The sequence below is a fragment of the Enterobacter sp. HK169 genome, assembly GCF_001719105.1.
GTDB lineage: Bacteria > Pseudomonadota > Gammaproteobacteria > Enterobacterales > Enterobacteriaceae > Enterobacter > Enterobacter asburiae_B.
In genome coordinates this window covers 1,095,700-1,110,243 of sequence record NZ_CP017087.1, presented here as the reverse complement: position 1 = coordinate 1,110,243, position 14,544 = coordinate 1,095,700, and the positions used below count along the sequence as shown (strand labels likewise).

General features: G+C 56.9%; 15 protein-coding genes. 6 read left to right on the top strand and 9 right to left on the bottom strand.

The genetic code is table 11. The annotated features are described in order from the left end of the window. Nucleotides 1-36 precede the first annotated feature (36 nt). Genes EnteroDNA1_RS05355 through manX form a run of 4 tightly spaced genes read right to left on the bottom strand, consistent with a single transcriptional unit; the run spans nucleotide 37 to nucleotide 3,226 of the window. Nucleotides 37-495 carry a DUF986 family protein gene (locus tag EnteroDNA1_RS05355; protein ID WP_069302995.1) on the bottom strand — a complete coding sequence of 153 codons (459 nt, stop codon included), beginning with the start codon at nucleotides 493-495 and terminating at the stop codon, nucleotides 37-39. A 54-nt stretch (nucleotides 496-549) separates the two neighbouring features. Then, entirely contained in the window at nucleotides 550-1,401 is an 852-nt protein-coding gene (locus EnteroDNA1_RS05350; protein WP_006810994.1) for a PTS mannose transporter subunit IID, read from the bottom strand. Nucleotides 1,402-1,413: 12 nt separating this feature from the next. Beyond that, complete coding sequence (manY, locus tag EnteroDNA1_RS05345; RefSeq protein ID WP_008500490.1) at nucleotides 1,414-2,214, bottom strand: PTS mannose transporter subunit IIC; 801 nt, start codon at nucleotides 2,212-2,214, stop codon at nucleotides 1,414-1,416. Between the two features lie 46 nt (nucleotides 2,215-2,260). Then, on the bottom strand, nucleotides 2,261-3,226 hold the full coding sequence (gene manX / locus EnteroDNA1_RS05340) for a PTS mannose transporter subunit IIAB (RefSeq protein ID WP_039263635.1): 966 nt from the start codon (nucleotides 3,224-3,226) through the stop codon (nucleotides 2,261-2,263). Nucleotides 3,227-3,492: 266 nt separating this feature from the next. Between manX and EnteroDNA1_RS22675 the strand changes: the two genes are divergently transcribed. Next, entirely contained in the window at nucleotides 3,493-3,702 is a 210-nt protein-coding gene (locus tag EnteroDNA1_RS22675; protein WP_372584218.1) for a protein YoaL, read from the top strand. Next, nucleotides 3,690-5,249, top strand: a complete 1,560-nt coding sequence (gene yoaE / locus EnteroDNA1_RS05335; RefSeq protein WP_033145827.1) for a CNNM family cation transport protein YoaE — start codon at nucleotides 3,690-3,692, stop codon at nucleotides 5,247-5,249. The genes EnteroDNA1_RS22675 and yoaE overlap by 13 nt, the downstream gene beginning before the upstream one ends. 6 nt (nucleotides 5,250-5,255) lie before the next feature. Here the strand turns inward: yoaE and EnteroDNA1_RS05330 are convergent, their stop codons facing one another. The 4 genes from EnteroDNA1_RS05330 to pabB all read right to left on the bottom strand — a co-directional run bounded on the left by EnteroDNA1_RS05330 (nucleotide 5,256) and on the right by pabB (nucleotide 10,444). Beyond that, on the bottom strand, nucleotides 5,256-6,854 hold the full coding sequence (locus EnteroDNA1_RS05330; protein ID WP_048979890.1) for an EAL domain-containing protein: 1,599 nt from the start codon (nucleotides 6,852-6,854) through the stop codon (nucleotides 5,256-5,258). A gap of 130 nt (nucleotides 6,855-6,984) precedes the next feature. Continuing rightward, entirely contained in the window at nucleotides 6,985-8,349 is a 1,365-nt protein-coding gene (gene sdaA, locus EnteroDNA1_RS05325; RefSeq protein ID WP_023312197.1) for an L-serine ammonia-lyase, read from the bottom strand. 184 nt (nucleotides 8,350-8,533) lie between these two features. After that, nucleotides 8,534-9,112: a CoA pyrophosphatase gene (locus tag EnteroDNA1_RS05320; protein ID WP_064672710.1), complete on the bottom strand. Its 579-nt coding sequence runs from the start codon at nucleotides 9,110-9,112 to the stop codon at nucleotides 8,534-8,536. Nucleotides 9,113-9,118: 6 nt separating this feature from the next. Beyond that, on the bottom strand, nucleotides 9,119-10,444 hold the full coding sequence (gene pabB / locus EnteroDNA1_RS05315; RefSeq protein WP_058841382.1) for an aminodeoxychorismate synthase component 1: 1,326 nt from the start codon (nucleotides 10,442-10,444) through the stop codon (nucleotides 9,119-9,121). Nucleotides 10,445-10,505: 61 nt separating this feature from the next. Between pabB and EnteroDNA1_RS05310 the strand changes: the two genes are divergently transcribed. After that, complete coding sequence (locus EnteroDNA1_RS05310) at nucleotides 10,506-10,697, top strand: YoaH family protein (RefSeq protein ID WP_033145823.1); 192 nt, start codon at nucleotides 10,506-10,508, stop codon at nucleotides 10,695-10,697. 6 nt (nucleotides 10,698-10,703) lie between these two features. Here the strand turns inward: EnteroDNA1_RS05310 and EnteroDNA1_RS05305 are convergent, their stop codons facing one another. Next, a complete protein-coding gene (locus tag EnteroDNA1_RS05305; protein WP_008500498.1) occupies nucleotides 10,704-11,048 on the bottom strand; it encodes a RidA family protein in 345 nt (114 codons plus the stop codon). 133 nt (nucleotides 11,049-11,181) lie between these two features. On the opposite strand from EnteroDNA1_RS05305, the gene EnteroDNA1_RS05300 reads away from it, so the two are divergent. The 3 genes from EnteroDNA1_RS05300 (at nucleotide 11,182) to EnteroDNA1_RS05290 (ending at nucleotide 14,473) form a co-directional block, all read left to right on the top strand. Next, a complete protein-coding gene (locus EnteroDNA1_RS05300; RefSeq protein ID WP_039263631.1) occupies nucleotides 11,182-13,092 on the top strand; it encodes an ATP-dependent DNA helicase in 1,911 nt (636 codons plus the stop codon). Between the two features lie 66 nt (nucleotides 13,093-13,158). After that, the gene (gene tsaB / locus EnteroDNA1_RS05295) at nucleotides 13,159-13,854 is read left to right on the top strand and encodes a tRNA (adenosine(37)-N6)-threonylcarbamoyltransferase complex dimerization subunit type 1 TsaB (RefSeq protein WP_038417432.1); all 696 of its coding nucleotides are present in this window, start codon (nucleotides 13,159-13,161) and stop codon (nucleotides 13,852-13,854) included. Nucleotides 13,855-13,891: 37 nt separating this feature from the next. Then, entirely contained in the window at nucleotides 13,892-14,473 is a 582-nt protein-coding gene (locus EnteroDNA1_RS05290; protein WP_032658483.1) for a Slp family lipoprotein, read from the top strand. Nucleotides 14,474-14,544 lie beyond the last annotated feature (71 nt).

Sequence of the window (14,544 nt, the reverse complement as noted above, 5' to 3'; positions counted from 1 at the left end):
ATAAACACAGAATATAGCCATTGCTATATATGCAAGTCATTGAGTTTTAAGAAGTAAGCTGTATATTTTTTCCAGATCGTCAATATTCTTCACCCGAATAAGCAGGCGGCGTTGTTCTAATTGCATCACCAGCACACCGTCTTCGGATAAATTCATCTCTTTAATACGGTTATATTCTATCCACACATTGGCGAAGAAAAATCCGCGGGATTTAAAAATGATTTTCGGCGTGCGGATCCAGAACAGATAAACCGCCATTAATGCCAGCGCACATAATAACCATGTGGTTAATATTGCACCATGGCTAGTGACGTTATTGTAAATAAGAATAACGATGAGACCCGCGAAGATAAACGCATCTACGCGCCCGCGTCGCAGAAGGGGAAGGGAGAGCAGCGTCTCGCCGTGACGGCGGGGCATGATGAACTCGTCATAGATAGCGTAAGCCAGAAGGGCAGCAGTAAATAAAACCAGTACGATGTCCGTGACAGTCATTCATCCTCCAGATAAAAAAACCGGGGGCAAGCCCCCGGCCTATAGCATTGAAACTTACAGACCCAGCAGGCCGACTGCGTAGCCCGCGATACCGATGACGAAGAAGCCAACGATAATCCACAGCGGGTTCACTTTCTTACGCAGCAGCCACATGCAGGCGAAGGTCAACAGCAGCGGTACCAGGCCCGGCATCAGCTGGTCCAGAATCGTCTGCACGGTGGTGACGCGCGTCTGACCATCCTGACCGGTGATGGTCGATACCACCAGCGGGATGTTCACGTGCGTCCACTTGTTAACCAGCGCCCCCATGACAAACAGGCCGAGGATTGACGCCCCCTCTGTCAGTTTCTGCAGGAAGCCGCCGCCCATGTCCTTAACGATGTCCACCCCTTTACGGTAGCCGTAGGCCACACCGTAGTAACGGGTCAGCAGGCGCACGGCGTTGAACAGGATGAAGAACAGCAGCGGGCCAAGCAGGCTGCCGCTCATCGCGATACCGGCACCCAGCGCCGCGAAGACCGGACGCACGGTACCCCAGAAGATTGGGTCACCGACACCGGCCAGCGGACCCATCAGGCCGACTTTGATACCGTTGATGGCACCGTCGTCAATCTCTGCGCCGTTCGCACGCTGTTCTTCCATCGCCAGCGTTACGCCCAGAACCGGAGCCGCTACGTAAGGATGGGTGTTAAAGAATTCCAGGTGACGCTTGATCGCCTGACGGCGCGCTTCGTTATTTTCCGGGTACAGGCGCTTGATCGCCGGCACCATGGAGAAGCAGAAGCCCAGCGCCTGCATACGTTCGAAGTTCCATGAACCCTGAAACAGGTTAGAACGGATGAACACGCCACGAATATCACCCGGAGTGAGTTTTTTCTCGGTGGTAGTTTTTGTCATATCAACCATTTCGCTCACCTGTTAGTCCAGTTCGTTATCGAGATCGTTGTTACCAGCTGCCTGCGCTGGGGCACCCGCGACGCGGTTATATTTCGGGCTGAGCTGGATGTAGAGAATCGCCATTACCGCACCAATCACACCCAGTGCAACCAGGTTGAAGTTGGTGAAGGCAGCGGTCACGAAGCCGAGGTAGAAGAACGGCATCAGATAGCCTGCGCGCATCATGTTGATGACCATCGCATAACCAACGACCACGATCATGCCGCCCGCGATGTTCAGACCGCCGGTGACCACTTCTGGAATGGCGTTCAGCATGCTCTGGACTTCACTGGTACCAACAGAGATCGCCACGATAACCGCCGGGATCGCGATACGCATCGCCTGCAGGAACAGGGACGAAACGTGGATCCACGACAGTGCCGTGAGGTTGCCGTTTTCGGCCGCCTTATCCGCCGCGTGCTGGAAGGCAACGGTGATAGTACGAACGATGATGGTCAGAACCTGGCCTGCTGCAGCCAGCGGTATCGCCAGGGCGATACCGGCACCAATACTCTGGTGACCAGCAATAACCAGAACGGTCGAAATGATAGAGGCCAGCGCCGCATCGGGCGCAACCGCTGCGCCGATGTTCATCCAGCCCAGGGCGATCATTTCCAGGGTACCACCGATGATGATACCGGTTTTCATGTCACCCAGAACGGCCCCAATCAGCGTACAGGCCACCAGAGGGCGGTGGAACTGAAATTCATCAAGTACGGATTCCATACCCGCAATACATGCGACGACGAACACCAGCACAATCTGAAGAGTGGTAATCTCCATTGCACTTCTCCTATTACATAAACTTTATATGAGAACCGGCGCGGGCTTATTTCCCAACTTTGCCGATCAAATCCATCATTTTCAGTTTTTGATCCGTAGAAACCTTACGGGCTTCCAGTTCAATACCGCGCGCATTCAGCTTGTTGAATGCCTCGATATCTTTCGCATCGACTGAAATGGCGTTGTTGACCTGCGTTTTGCCCTGACGGAATGCCATACCACCAATGTTCACGGAGGTGATTTTCACGCCGCCTTCAACAATGCGCTCAACGTCTGTCGGGTTAGTGAACAGGAGCATTACGCGTTCGCCCGCATATTTCGGGTTGTTGTACACGCGGATCATCTTGGCGACATCCACGACGTGCGCGGTAACGCCAGGAGGAGCAACCTGAGTCAGGAGGGTTTTACGAACGGTATCGGCGGCAACTTCGTCGCTGACCACGATAATGCGTCGAACGTTGGTCTCTTTGGTCCAGCGCGTGGCGACCTGGCCGTGGATTAAGCGGTCATCAATACGCGCAAGGCCGATGACCATGTAATCGTTCGGGCCCATCGGTTTTGCCGGTGCTGCCGCTTTAGGTGCCGCTGCAGATGCAGGGGCAGGTTTTTCAACCGGCTGCGCCTTCAGAGCTTTTACCCCTTCGCGACCGGTTTCAACGGCCAGCGCCACCAGCTCATCGAACGCCGGATTGTCGTCGCGAGCCATGAAGGTTTCCACCAGCATGGGAATATTAACCCCGGCGACAACTTCATAGTGCTCTTTATCGACGACAATGCGGCTGGCGGCATTGAACGGGCTGCCGCCCCATGTATCAACGAGAAACAGCACGCCTTTGCTGGTATCCAGCTTCGCGAGTTGAGCGTTGTACTTCTCTATCAGCGTCTCGGCGTTTTCACCGGGAACGAAATCGATCCAGCCGACGTTTTCCTGCTCGCCCAACAGCATCTCTGCCGTTTTGAGTAGCTGCTCAGCAGCCCAACCATGTGTGCCTATGACAATAGCAATGGTCACTTGCTACCTCCTTTTATTATCATTAATACGTCTGCCAGGCAGTCGTACTGAGAATCGTATTGGCGAACCGAATCGATTCAGATAAGGGTTAGAGTTCAAAAAAACTAAGACTTCCGCGAATTATTTTAGATAGTGAAAAAATAATTTATGTGATGAAGATCCGTAATTTAGCCACGCGTTACAGATTTATCTGTAGCGTAAAGCCGCTGTGTTACAGAACTTTGCAAAGGAACGTAAATCTTTGCTAAAAACACAGTGTCTCTGATATGTTTAGCCTCCGTTTAATCGTTCAGGAGTATAGGGTTACAGCCCACTATATGGACCGTCACCGACGTCAGTCATCAACCAGGCCATTTCGCGCCTTATTCACCGGCGATCCTCGCCACGTATCGACTCTGTTTACCTCTGTTTTGCCCACGTTGAGTGGGGCACCGTTTCGTCATTCCTTTAGCAGGAGCTTGTCATGGAATTCTTAATGGACCCGTCAATCTGGGTAGGATTGCTCACGCTGGTGGTGCTGGAGATTGTTCTCGGCATTGATAACCTGGTGTTTATCGCCATCCTTGCGGACAAACTGCCGCCAAAACAGCGTGATAAAGCGCGTCTGATTGGTCTCTCGCTGGCGCTGGTTATGCGACTGGGGCTGCTCTCCGTCATCTCCTGGATGGTCACGCTGACCAAACCGCTGTTCTCCGTCATGGATTACACCTTCTCCGGGCGTGATTTAATCATGCTGATCGGGGGGATATTCCTGCTTTTCAAAGCGACGACGGAGCTACACGAGCGGCTGGAAAACCGTCAGCACGATGATGGGCACGGTAAAGGCTATGCCAGCTTCTGGGTGGTGGTGCTGCAGATCGTGGTGCTTGATGCGGTCTTCTCGCTGGATGCGGTGATCACGGCGGTCGGCATGGTGAATCATCTGCCGGTAATGATGGCGGCTGTTGTCATTGCGATGGCGGTCATGCTGCTGGCCTCGAAGCCGCTGACGCGCTTCGTTAACCAGCATCCGACGGTGGTCGTGCTGTGTCTGAGCTTCCTGCTGATGATTGGTCTGAGCCTGGTGGCGGAAGGTTTTGGCTTCCATATTCCGAAAGGCTACCTGTACGCCGCGATTGGCTTCTCGATTCTGATCGAGCTGTTCAACCAGATTGCACGCCGTAACTTTATTAAGCAGCAGTCGAATCAGCCGCTGCGCGCCCGTACCGCAGACGCCATTCTGCGCCTGATGGGCGGTCGTCGTCAGGTGAACGTCCAGTCTGATTCCGAAAACCATAACCCGGTTCCGGTCCCGGAAGGGGCGTTTGTGGAACAAGAGCGCTACATGATTAACGGCGTGCTCTCCCTGGCCTCCCGTTCGCTGCGCGGCATCATGACGCCGCGCGGGGAAATTAGCTGGGTCGATGCAAACCTGAGCGTCGATGAAATTCGCCAGCAGCTGCTCTCTTCTCCGCACAGCCTGTTCCCGGTGTGTCGCGGAGAGCTGGATGAGATAATCGGCGTGGTGCGGGCGAAAGAGATGCTGGTGGCCCTGGAAGAGGGCGTCAACGTGGAAGCCGTTGCCGCCGCGTCGCCTGCGATTGTCGTGCCGGAAACGCTGGATCCTATCAACCTGCTCGGGGTGCTGCGCCGCGCTCGCGGTAGCTTTGTTATCGTCACCAACGAGTTTGGCGTGGTGCAGGGGCTGGTTACGCCGCTGGACGTGCTGGAAGCGATTGCCGGTGAATTCCCGGATGCCGACGAAACGCCAGAGATCGTTGCCGACGGTGAAGGCTGGCTGGTTAAAGGTACCACCGACCTGCACGCGCTCTCGCACACGCTGGGGCTGGAAAACGTGATCAACGATGAAGAAGACATCGCGACCGTTGCCGGCCTGGTGATCGCGGTTAACGGGCAAATCCCGCGCGTCGGCGATGTGATCGAGCTGGCGCCGCTGCACATTACGATCGTTGAAGCCAACGACTATCGCGTTGATATGGTTCGCATTGTTAAAGAACAATCAGCCCACGACGAAGATGAGTAAGCCGGCTTAGCGCAGCGGCATTAAGGGCACGATGTGCCCGTTATGATGCGCTGGCGGGGATGAACTTCCCGCCAGCCACTTCGGAAAATCCCGTAGCGGCATGGGCCGCGCATAGAAAAACCCCTGCAGGACAGGCACGCCATGGCGGCGCAAGTAGCGCGCCTGCTCCTCCGTCTCGACCCCTTCAGCAACCAGTTCGATATTCAGCCGCTGACCCAGCGCAATAATCATATCCGTCACCGTCGAGTTCACGGCGTCGGTACCGATGGCGGTGGTAAACGACTGGTCGATTTTCAGCACGTCCGGGTGCAGCTTTTCAAGCCAGGAGAGGGAGCTGTTCCCGGTACCAAAATCGTCGATGGCGAGCTTCACCCCTTTGCGATGCAGTTCGCGCACGATGCGATAATCCGCATCCAGCAGCGCATCCCGTTCCGTGAGTTCAATCACCAGCTGCTGGCGCGGACCGGCGCTGAACCAGAGGCGGTTCAGGTCCTGTATCAATGCCGCGTGACGAAAATGGCTGGCGGCGACGTTAATACCGATGTGAAAACCAGCGCTGGAAGGGAAGTAGCCTATCTGGCGCACCGTTTCGGCGATGACATAGCGGGTCAGGGGGACAATCTGGTTATGTTCTTCTGCCAGAGGGATAAACACCTCCGGGGTGATCCAACCCTGACGGGGGTTATTCCAGCGCAGCAGGATCTCCACGCCGGTGCACGCCTGGGTACGGGCATTCACCAGCGGCTGGCAGAAAAGCTCAAATTCCCGCGCCGCAATGCCCATATCGATCTCCCACGTAAAGCTCATCCGGTTTGCCGTTGCCAGCCAGGCGAGATAGCCCAGCAGCAGGCTGAGCATGAGTCCAAGCGGCAGCTGGGCTGGCAGGCTTTTTAAGGCTAACTCTCCAGGGCCTGGCCCGCTGACCGTAATGGTAAAAGGATTTCGGGTTGACGATTGCTGGAAAAGAGAGCCCTCCTCATCAAACGTCAGGCTGTCGCTGACGCGTTGTCCATAGCGCAGAAAGCGATCGCCTACGGTCAGCGCCACGTCATTGATGAGCGGGCGCTGGGGCTCGAGGATCATTTTGGCGATCAGATCGATATTGATGATTTCGATAACGCCAGCTTCACCGTCCTGTGAGACGGGATACCACTGGATCAATATCGGGCTACCCTTAAGCAGCCACTGATCGCTCGATAAAATCAGCTTCGCCGTGCTGGCGGGTAATTCTTTCAGGAAGTCGCGAACGGGCACATTGCGGCTCCCGAAAATACTTGAGCAATACAGGATACCCTCGTTAATCAGGGCGATGGAGCGTACCGTCTGCAAAATGGCGGCCTGCTTTCGCAGCGCCAGGTGCGCCTGCGGGCAGGGCTGCCCTACCAGGGGCTGCAGCACGCTGCGGCGGTTCTCTAAAGAAAGCAGGACGTTATCAAGGGCGCGTACGGTGTGGCTGGTAAAATCGAGGATCCGCTGTTGGTTAACATTGCGCTGTGAAATGAAGCGAATGCCTAACGTCAGGATGAGCGTGAGGAGCGCAACCGTGACACAGACGATAACGCGTTTTCGGCGATAGTTTTTAATGATCGTTTGTGCAGTTTGCATGAACGGTCGCCTGATAAGCCACCAGCCACAAAAGCCGGACGCAACAGTAAAAGTGTAGTGGGGAAAGCAGAAGGAGACGAGAAAGAAGAGGGAAATTCGCCCATCCGTTGCAGATGGGCGAAAGGCAGTATTAGTCGCACTGCACCTTAATGGCCAGGCCACCGCGGGACGTCTCGCGGTATTTCGCGTTCATGTCCTTGCCGGTTTCGTACATGGTTTCAATCACCTTATCCAGCGATACGCGAGGTTCGCTGGTACGGCGCATCGCCATACGTGAGGCGTTGATGGCTTTCACCGAGGCAATCGCGTTACGCTCGATGCACGGCACCTGCACCTGGCCCGCGACCGGGTCACAGGTCAGACCGAGGTTATGTTCCATACCGATTTCCGCCGCCACGCAGACCTGCTCAGGGCTTGCGCCCAGCAGCTCTGCCAGACCTGCCGCCGCCATGGAGCAGGCAACGCCCACTTCACCCTGACAGCCCACTTCCGCACCGGAGATGGAGGCGTTCATTTTGTACAGCGCACCGATGGCACCTGCCGCCAGGAAATAGCGGATGTAGATGTCCGGCGTCACGGGCTCAATAAAGTGATCGTAATACGCCAGCACTGCCGGAACGATACCGCAGGCGCCGTTGGTTGGCGCCGTCACGACGCGACCACCGGCGGCGTTCTCTTCGTTAACCGCCAGGGCAAACATGTTTACCCAGTCGACCACGTTCATCGGGTCGTTGGAGAACTTGTCCGTGGTCACCAGCATACGGCGCAGGGCAGAGGCACGACGCGGTACGCGCAGTGGACCCGGCAGAACGCCTTCGGTGTTCATCCCGCGGTCGATACAGGCGCGCATGGTTTGCCAGACGTTCGCAAAATAGTCTTCAATCTCTTTTTTGCTGTGCAGGGCCAGTTCGTTCTGCATCACCATGCCGGACAGTGAAAGACCGGTCTCTTTGCAGTAGCCCAGCATTTCTGTAGCCGATTTGAACGGGTAAGGTACGCTGACGTCGCCGACGCTGTCTTTGCCAAAATGCTCTTCATCCACGATGAAGCCACCGCCGATGGAGTAGTACGTTTTGCTGTAAATCTCTTTTTCACCGCTGTAAGCGTGAATGGTCATGCCGTTTTCGTGCAGCGGCAGGTTGTCGCTACGGAAACGCATGCCGTCATCCTGCGGGAAATCGACTTCCTGCTGGCCGTTTGCCAGCAGCAGGCGGCCGCGTGTTTCCACATCGCGGATGAATGCCGGGATGGCATCAATATCTACGGTATCCGGCATATTGCCTGCCAGACCCATAATAATGGCGATATCGGTGTGGTGGCCTTTACCCGTTAATGACAGCGAGCCGTAAACATCCACGGCGACACGGGTAACGCTTTCCAGTAATCCTTTTTCGACCAGATCATCGACGAACTGTTTACCGGCCTTCATCGGGCCAACAGTATGGGAAGACGAAGGGCCAATTCCCACTTTGAACATGTCGAATATACTAATCACTTTCACACTCCTGACAGGGTTACCGGGGTTCCAGTAACGATGTTATAACTGCGCATAGTGTAAGAGGGAACACCGACCTCGGCTTAACTATTCACATGAATTAAACTAATGGTTAACGATGGGTTTTGCTAATAGCGCGACGCGGATCGCAAACCTGCGAAAAAGGGTGGAATGTAAAGTATAGTCAAGGTTTCAGGCCGATTTGCAGCGCCAGTTCACGAATGATGCCCGCCGTCATGCCCCAGACAAAATAATGCTGATACCAGGACAACCAGACCCGATGGTCATGCCCCCGTCGATGGATATCGAGCGGATGATAGCGGCTGAGCCGGAGCGCCTCTTCGAGCGGCATTTCAAACACCGCTGAAACTTCATCGACGCTGGCGTGATACTGTAGGCCAGGCGGGATAATGCCCACCACCGGCGTGACCTGAAAACCGGTAACGCTGTCGACGGGCGGCAGCACGCCAATGATCTCAACGGCCTCCGGCGGAATGGCAACCTCTTCCTGCGCTTCCCGCAGCGCGGCGGCAATCAGCGAGGCGTCGGAGCTGTCCACTGCGCCACCCGGAAAGGCGACCTGACCCGCGTGCTTGCGTAGATGGGGAGAACGCTGGGTGAGCAGCAGGCCCGGCTGCGCGCGACGCACGACCGGGATCAGCACGGCCGCCTGACGCTGGTTCAGCGCTTCGCGGTTGACCTGCGGTCGTAATAGCTGAAAGCGAGATAAAAAATTGTCCAGCGTCAGGTTCTCTTTTTCCACCCGTGATTACTCCAGTTGTTTCAGGATACGGTTAACTTTATCAAAGGTTTCCTGATATTCCGCATCGACCTGGCTATCGGCAACAATGCCGCCCCCGGCCGAGCAGTAAAGGTTTCCGTCGCAGGCCGTCAGCGTGCGAATGGTAATGCTGGTATCCATGGTGCCGCACAGGCTGATATAGCCGATACTGCCGCACCAGGCGTTGCGGCGGTGCGGCTCCAGCTCATCAATGATCTCCATCGCCCGTACCTTTGGCGCGCCGGTGATGGAGCCGCCCGGAAACGCGGCGCGGAGCAGATCGCAGGCGGTGCGAGAGGCGGGTAGACGCGCGGTAATGGTACTGACCAGATGATGCACCGCCGGGAAAGGCTCGACGACAAACAGTTCCGGCACGCGCACGCTGCCCGGTTCGGCGACGCGGCCAATGTCGTTACGCATCAGGTCGACAATCATCAGGTTCTCGGCGCGGTCTTTCGGCGAGGCGGCGAGCTTTTCCGCCTGCTGGCGATCGGCATCGGGGTCCGCAAGACGCGGTAACGTGCCTTTAATCGGACGGGTTTGAATCGTACCCTCGGCCAGATGGATAAAGCGCTCGGGTGACAGGCTGAGTATGGCCCCCTGTTCCAGACGGACAAACGCGCTGAACGGCGCCTTGTTGCTGGCGTTAAGACGGGTAAACGCCTGCCACTCATCTCCCCGGTATGTCGACTGGAAGCGCTGGGCGAGGTTAACCTGGTAGCAGTCACCGCTTTGCAGGTACGCCTGAACGCGCGCGAATTTTTCGGCATACTCCGCTGCGGTCATGTTCGAGCGCCAGCCAGAGGTAAGGGTAAACGTCTCTGCCGGGGCAGGCCGTTGCGCCTCCAGCCACGCCAGACGCGCCTGCACGTCATGATGGCTCAGCAGGGAAACCGTTTTTTTCTGATGATCGACAATTAACGCCCAGTCATACAGCCCCACGGCCATGTCTGGCAGGGAAATATCAGCCTGCGCATGCTCCGGCAGCGTTTCGAAACGGCGACCCAGATCGTAGCCAAACAGACCCAGCGCGCCCCCCTGAAAAGGGAGGTCCGGGTTCGGCGCGGCAGATAAGCCCAGCGCGTTAATGGCCTGCTGCAGCTGCTTCAGGGGATCGTCCGTTAACGACAGGTCATCGGTTGTTAGCGTCTTTAGCGGATCGGCCACCAGAATGTCGAAGCGGCTATAGGGATGGTCCGCATGGCCAGAATGCAGCAGCATCGCAAACGGAAGATGGCTCAGGCGGGCAAACCAGAATTCGGCGGCGTCTGCACGCCAGGGCAAGGTAATAACAGTGGGGAAGCGCATGTTCATGTGTGGCATACTACCGGGCAGCGTGAAATAATTAGCGCGAATAATTTAGCAGGAGTTGACGATGTTTGCAGGTTTACCTTCTCTGAGCCATGAACAGCAGCAGAAAGCGGTTGAGCGAATTCAGGAACTGATGTCCCAGGGGATGAGCAGCGGACAGGCGATTACGGTTGTCGCCGAGGAGATTCGCGCCAGTCATTCCGGCGAGCGGATCGTGGCGCGATTCGAAGATGAAGATGAAGATCCAGAAGAGTAATCGGGCTTACACCGCCGCGATAATCTTAATCTCTACCTTATATTCCGGCTTCATCAGCGTGGCCTGTACGGTACAGCGTACAGGCGCGTGACCCGCCACCACCCATGCATCCCAGGCTTTGTTCATCGCCGCGAAATCATCTTTGTTTGCCAGGAAAATCGTCGCATCCAGAATGCGGGATTTGTCGCTGCCCTGTTTTTCCAGCACCGCATCAATCTGCGCCAGAGTGTTAGCCGTCTGCTCGAACGCATCCGCGTCCAGGTTAGCCGGTACGCCGGTGTAGTAAAGCGTCTGGTTATGGATCACCACATCAGACCAGCGGGCTTCGGCATCAATGCGCACAATTGTCATAAACGTTTCCTCGTTATTTTTCGTCGTCAGGCGGCAAGACTGCCATATTGTTCTCGTGTCGTCACTATTTGGGGTGGCACAGGAGAGGTTGGGCTGACATAATCCCTGTGCAAAAATACAGTGAGAGAGCACCGTGGCAGACGATTTTTCCCCTGAAGGTCAATTAGCGCAGGCTATTCCCGGCTTCAAGCCCCGTGAGCCTCAGCGCCAGATGGCGCACGCCGTTGCACGCGCCATCGATAAGGCTCAGCCGCTGGTGGTCGAGGCCGGAACCGGTACGGGTAAAACGTATGCTTACCTTGCTCCGGCGCTGCGCGCGAAGAAGAAGGTGATTATTTCCACCGGATCGAAGGCGCTGCAGGATCAGCTCTATAGTCGCGATTTGCCCACGGTGGCGAAAGCGCTGAAATACAAAGGTCGTCTGGCCCTGCTGAAGGGGCGCTCCAACTATCTCTGCCTGGAACGTCTTGAGCAGCAGGCGCTGGCGGGCGGCGACCTGCCGGTACAAACCCTCAGCGACGTCATTATCCTTCGCGCCTGGGCGAACCAGACCGAAGAGGGCGATATAAGCACCTGCGCGAGCGTGCCGGAAGACTCGCCTGCCTGGCCGCTGGTGACCAGCACCAACGACAACTGCCTCGGCAGCGACTGCCCGCTGTATAAAGACTGCTTTGTAGTGAAAGCGCGCAAAACGGCGATGGACGCGGATGTGGTGGTGGTGAACCACCATCTGTTCCTCGCGGATATGGTCGTCAAGGACAGCGGTTTCGGCGAGCTGATCCCGGAGGCGGACGTGATGATCTTCGACGAAGCCCACCAGCTTCCGGACATCGCCAGCCAGTATTTCGGCCAGTCGCTTTCCAGCCGCCAGCTGCAGGATCTGGCGAAAGATTTCACCATCGCTTACCGGACCGAACTCAAAGATACCCAGCAGCTGCAGAAGTGCGCCGACCGTCTGGCCCAAAGCGCGCAGGATTTCCGCTTACAGCTTGGTGAGCCGGGCTATCGCGGTAACCTGCGCGAGCTTCTGGCGGACAAAAACATCCAGCGCGCGCTGCTGCTGCTCGATGATGCCCTCGAACTCTGCTACGACGTGGCAAAGCTGTCGCTTGGCCGCTCCGCGCTGCTGGACGCGGCCTTCGAACGCGCCACGCTCTATCGCGGGCGGCTCAAACGGCTGAAAGAGATTAACCAGCCGGGGTTCAGCTACTGGTATGAGTGCACCTCGCGGCATTTCACCCTGGCGCTCACGCCGCTGACGGTAGCGGATAAGTTTAAAGAGGTGATGGCGCAAAAACCGGGAAGCTGGATCTTCACCTCGGCAACCCTGTCGGTGAATGACGATCTGCATCACTTCACGGAACGTCTTGGCATTGAGGATGCGGAATCGCTGCTCCTGCCGAGCCCGTTCGATTACGAAAAACAGGCGCTGCTTTGCGTGCCTCGTAATCTGCCGCTGCCGAACCAGCCGGGGGCGGCGCGCCACCTGGCCGCGATGTTAAAACCGATGATCGAGGCCAACAACGGCCGCTGCTTTATGCTCTGCACCTCTCACGCCATGATGCGTGACCTCGCCGAGCAGTTCCGCGCCACCATGACGCTGCCGGTGCTGCTGCAGGGTGAAACCAGTAAAGGCCAGCTGTTACAGCAGTTTGTCAGCGCCGGAAATGCCCTGCTGGTGGCAACCAGCAGCTTCTGGGAAGGGGTGGACGTGCGCGGCGATACGCTCTCGCTGGTAATTATTGATAAGCTGCCGTTTACCTCTCCGGACGATCCGCTGCTGAAGGCGCGCATGGAAGACTGCCGTCTGCGCGGGGGCGATCCTTTCGATGAGGTACAGCTGCCGGATGCGGTGATTACGCTCAAGCAGGGGGTAGGGCGATTGATCCGCGACGTTACCGATCGCGGGGTGCTGGTCATTTGCGATAACCGGCTGGTGATGCGCCCTTACGGAGCGACCTTCCTTGCCAGCCTGCCGCCCGCGCCGCGGACGCGGGACATAAAACGCGCGGTGCGTTTCCTGGCAAACCCAACGGCGGAGTAATTTACCCCGGAGTGTGCTAAGATGCGCGCCATTTTGTGACTGACCCTTGCGAGAGCGCGACGACTGATGCGAATTCTGGCTATTGATACCGCGACAGAGGCTTGCTCTGTCGCTCTGTTGAACGACGGTGCTGTTTCTGCTCATTTCGAAGAGTGCCCACGGGAACACACCCAACGCATTCTGCCCCTGGTAAAAGCCATTTTAACCCAGGGCAACACCTCCTTAACCGACCTCGATGCGCTGGCCTTTGGCCGTGGCCCCGGCAGCTTTACGGGCGTACGTATCGGGATTGGCATTGCGCAGGGGCTGGCGCTGGGCGCTGAACTACCGATGATTGGCGTCTCTACCCTCGCCACGATGGCGCAGGGCGCATGGCGCATGACCGGGGCAACGCGCGTCCTGGCCGCGATTGATGCCCGCATGGGCGAAGTTTACTGGGCCGAATACACCCGCGACGAGCAGGGCGTGTGGCACGGCGAAGAGACGGAAGCCGTGCTTAAGCCGGAAGCGGTTACTGAACGACTGCAGCAGCTCTCCGGCGAGTGGGCAACCGTTGGCACCGGCTGGCCGGCGTGGCCTGACATGGCAAACGACACCGGGGTGACGCTGGTGGACGGCAACATGCTGCTGCCGGCTGCGGAAGATATGCTTCCGATTGCCTGCCAGCTGCTCGCAGCAGGAAAAACCGTTGCCGTTGAACACGCGGAGCCGGTTTATTTGCGAAACACCGTTGCGTGGAAGAAACTTCCGGGCCGCGAGTGAATCTCAGTAACAGGAACTGAGAAAAAGGAGTCGCATCATGGCGGTTCAGACTAAAGTAGTACGCCTTATTATGGCAGGCGCGGTTGCCATAGCACTGAGCGGATGCGTTTCCGTTCCTGATGCGATTAAGGGCAGCAGCCCGACGCCACAGCAGGATCTGGTTCGGGTGATGAATGCGCCTGAGCTTTACGTCGGCCAGGAAGCGCGCTTTGGCGGTAAGGTCATCGACGTACAAAACCAGCAGGGGAAAACCCGCCTGGAGATCGCGACCGTTCCGCTGGACAGCGGCGCGCGGCCGGTACTGGGTGAGGCCTCTCGCGGACGTATCTATGCGGACGTCAGCGGTTTCCTCGATCCGGTCGATTTTCGCGGGCAGCTGGTGACCGTCGTCGGGCCGATTACCGGCGCCGTGCAGGGCAAAATCGGCAGCACGCCGTATAAATTTATGACCATGCAGGTCAACGGGTATAAACGCTGGCGGCTGGCACAGCAGGTGATCATGCCGCCTCAGCCGATGGATCCGTGGATGTGGGGTCCACATCCTTATCGTTACGGCTACCCTGGCTGGGGCTGGTATAACCCGGGTCCTGCACAGGTTCAGACGATCGTTACTGAGTAACTTACTGTTATTGTTAGAAAAGAGACAGCGGCTCAGCCGCTGTCTCTGTTTTTTTACGGATAAAACGAAAA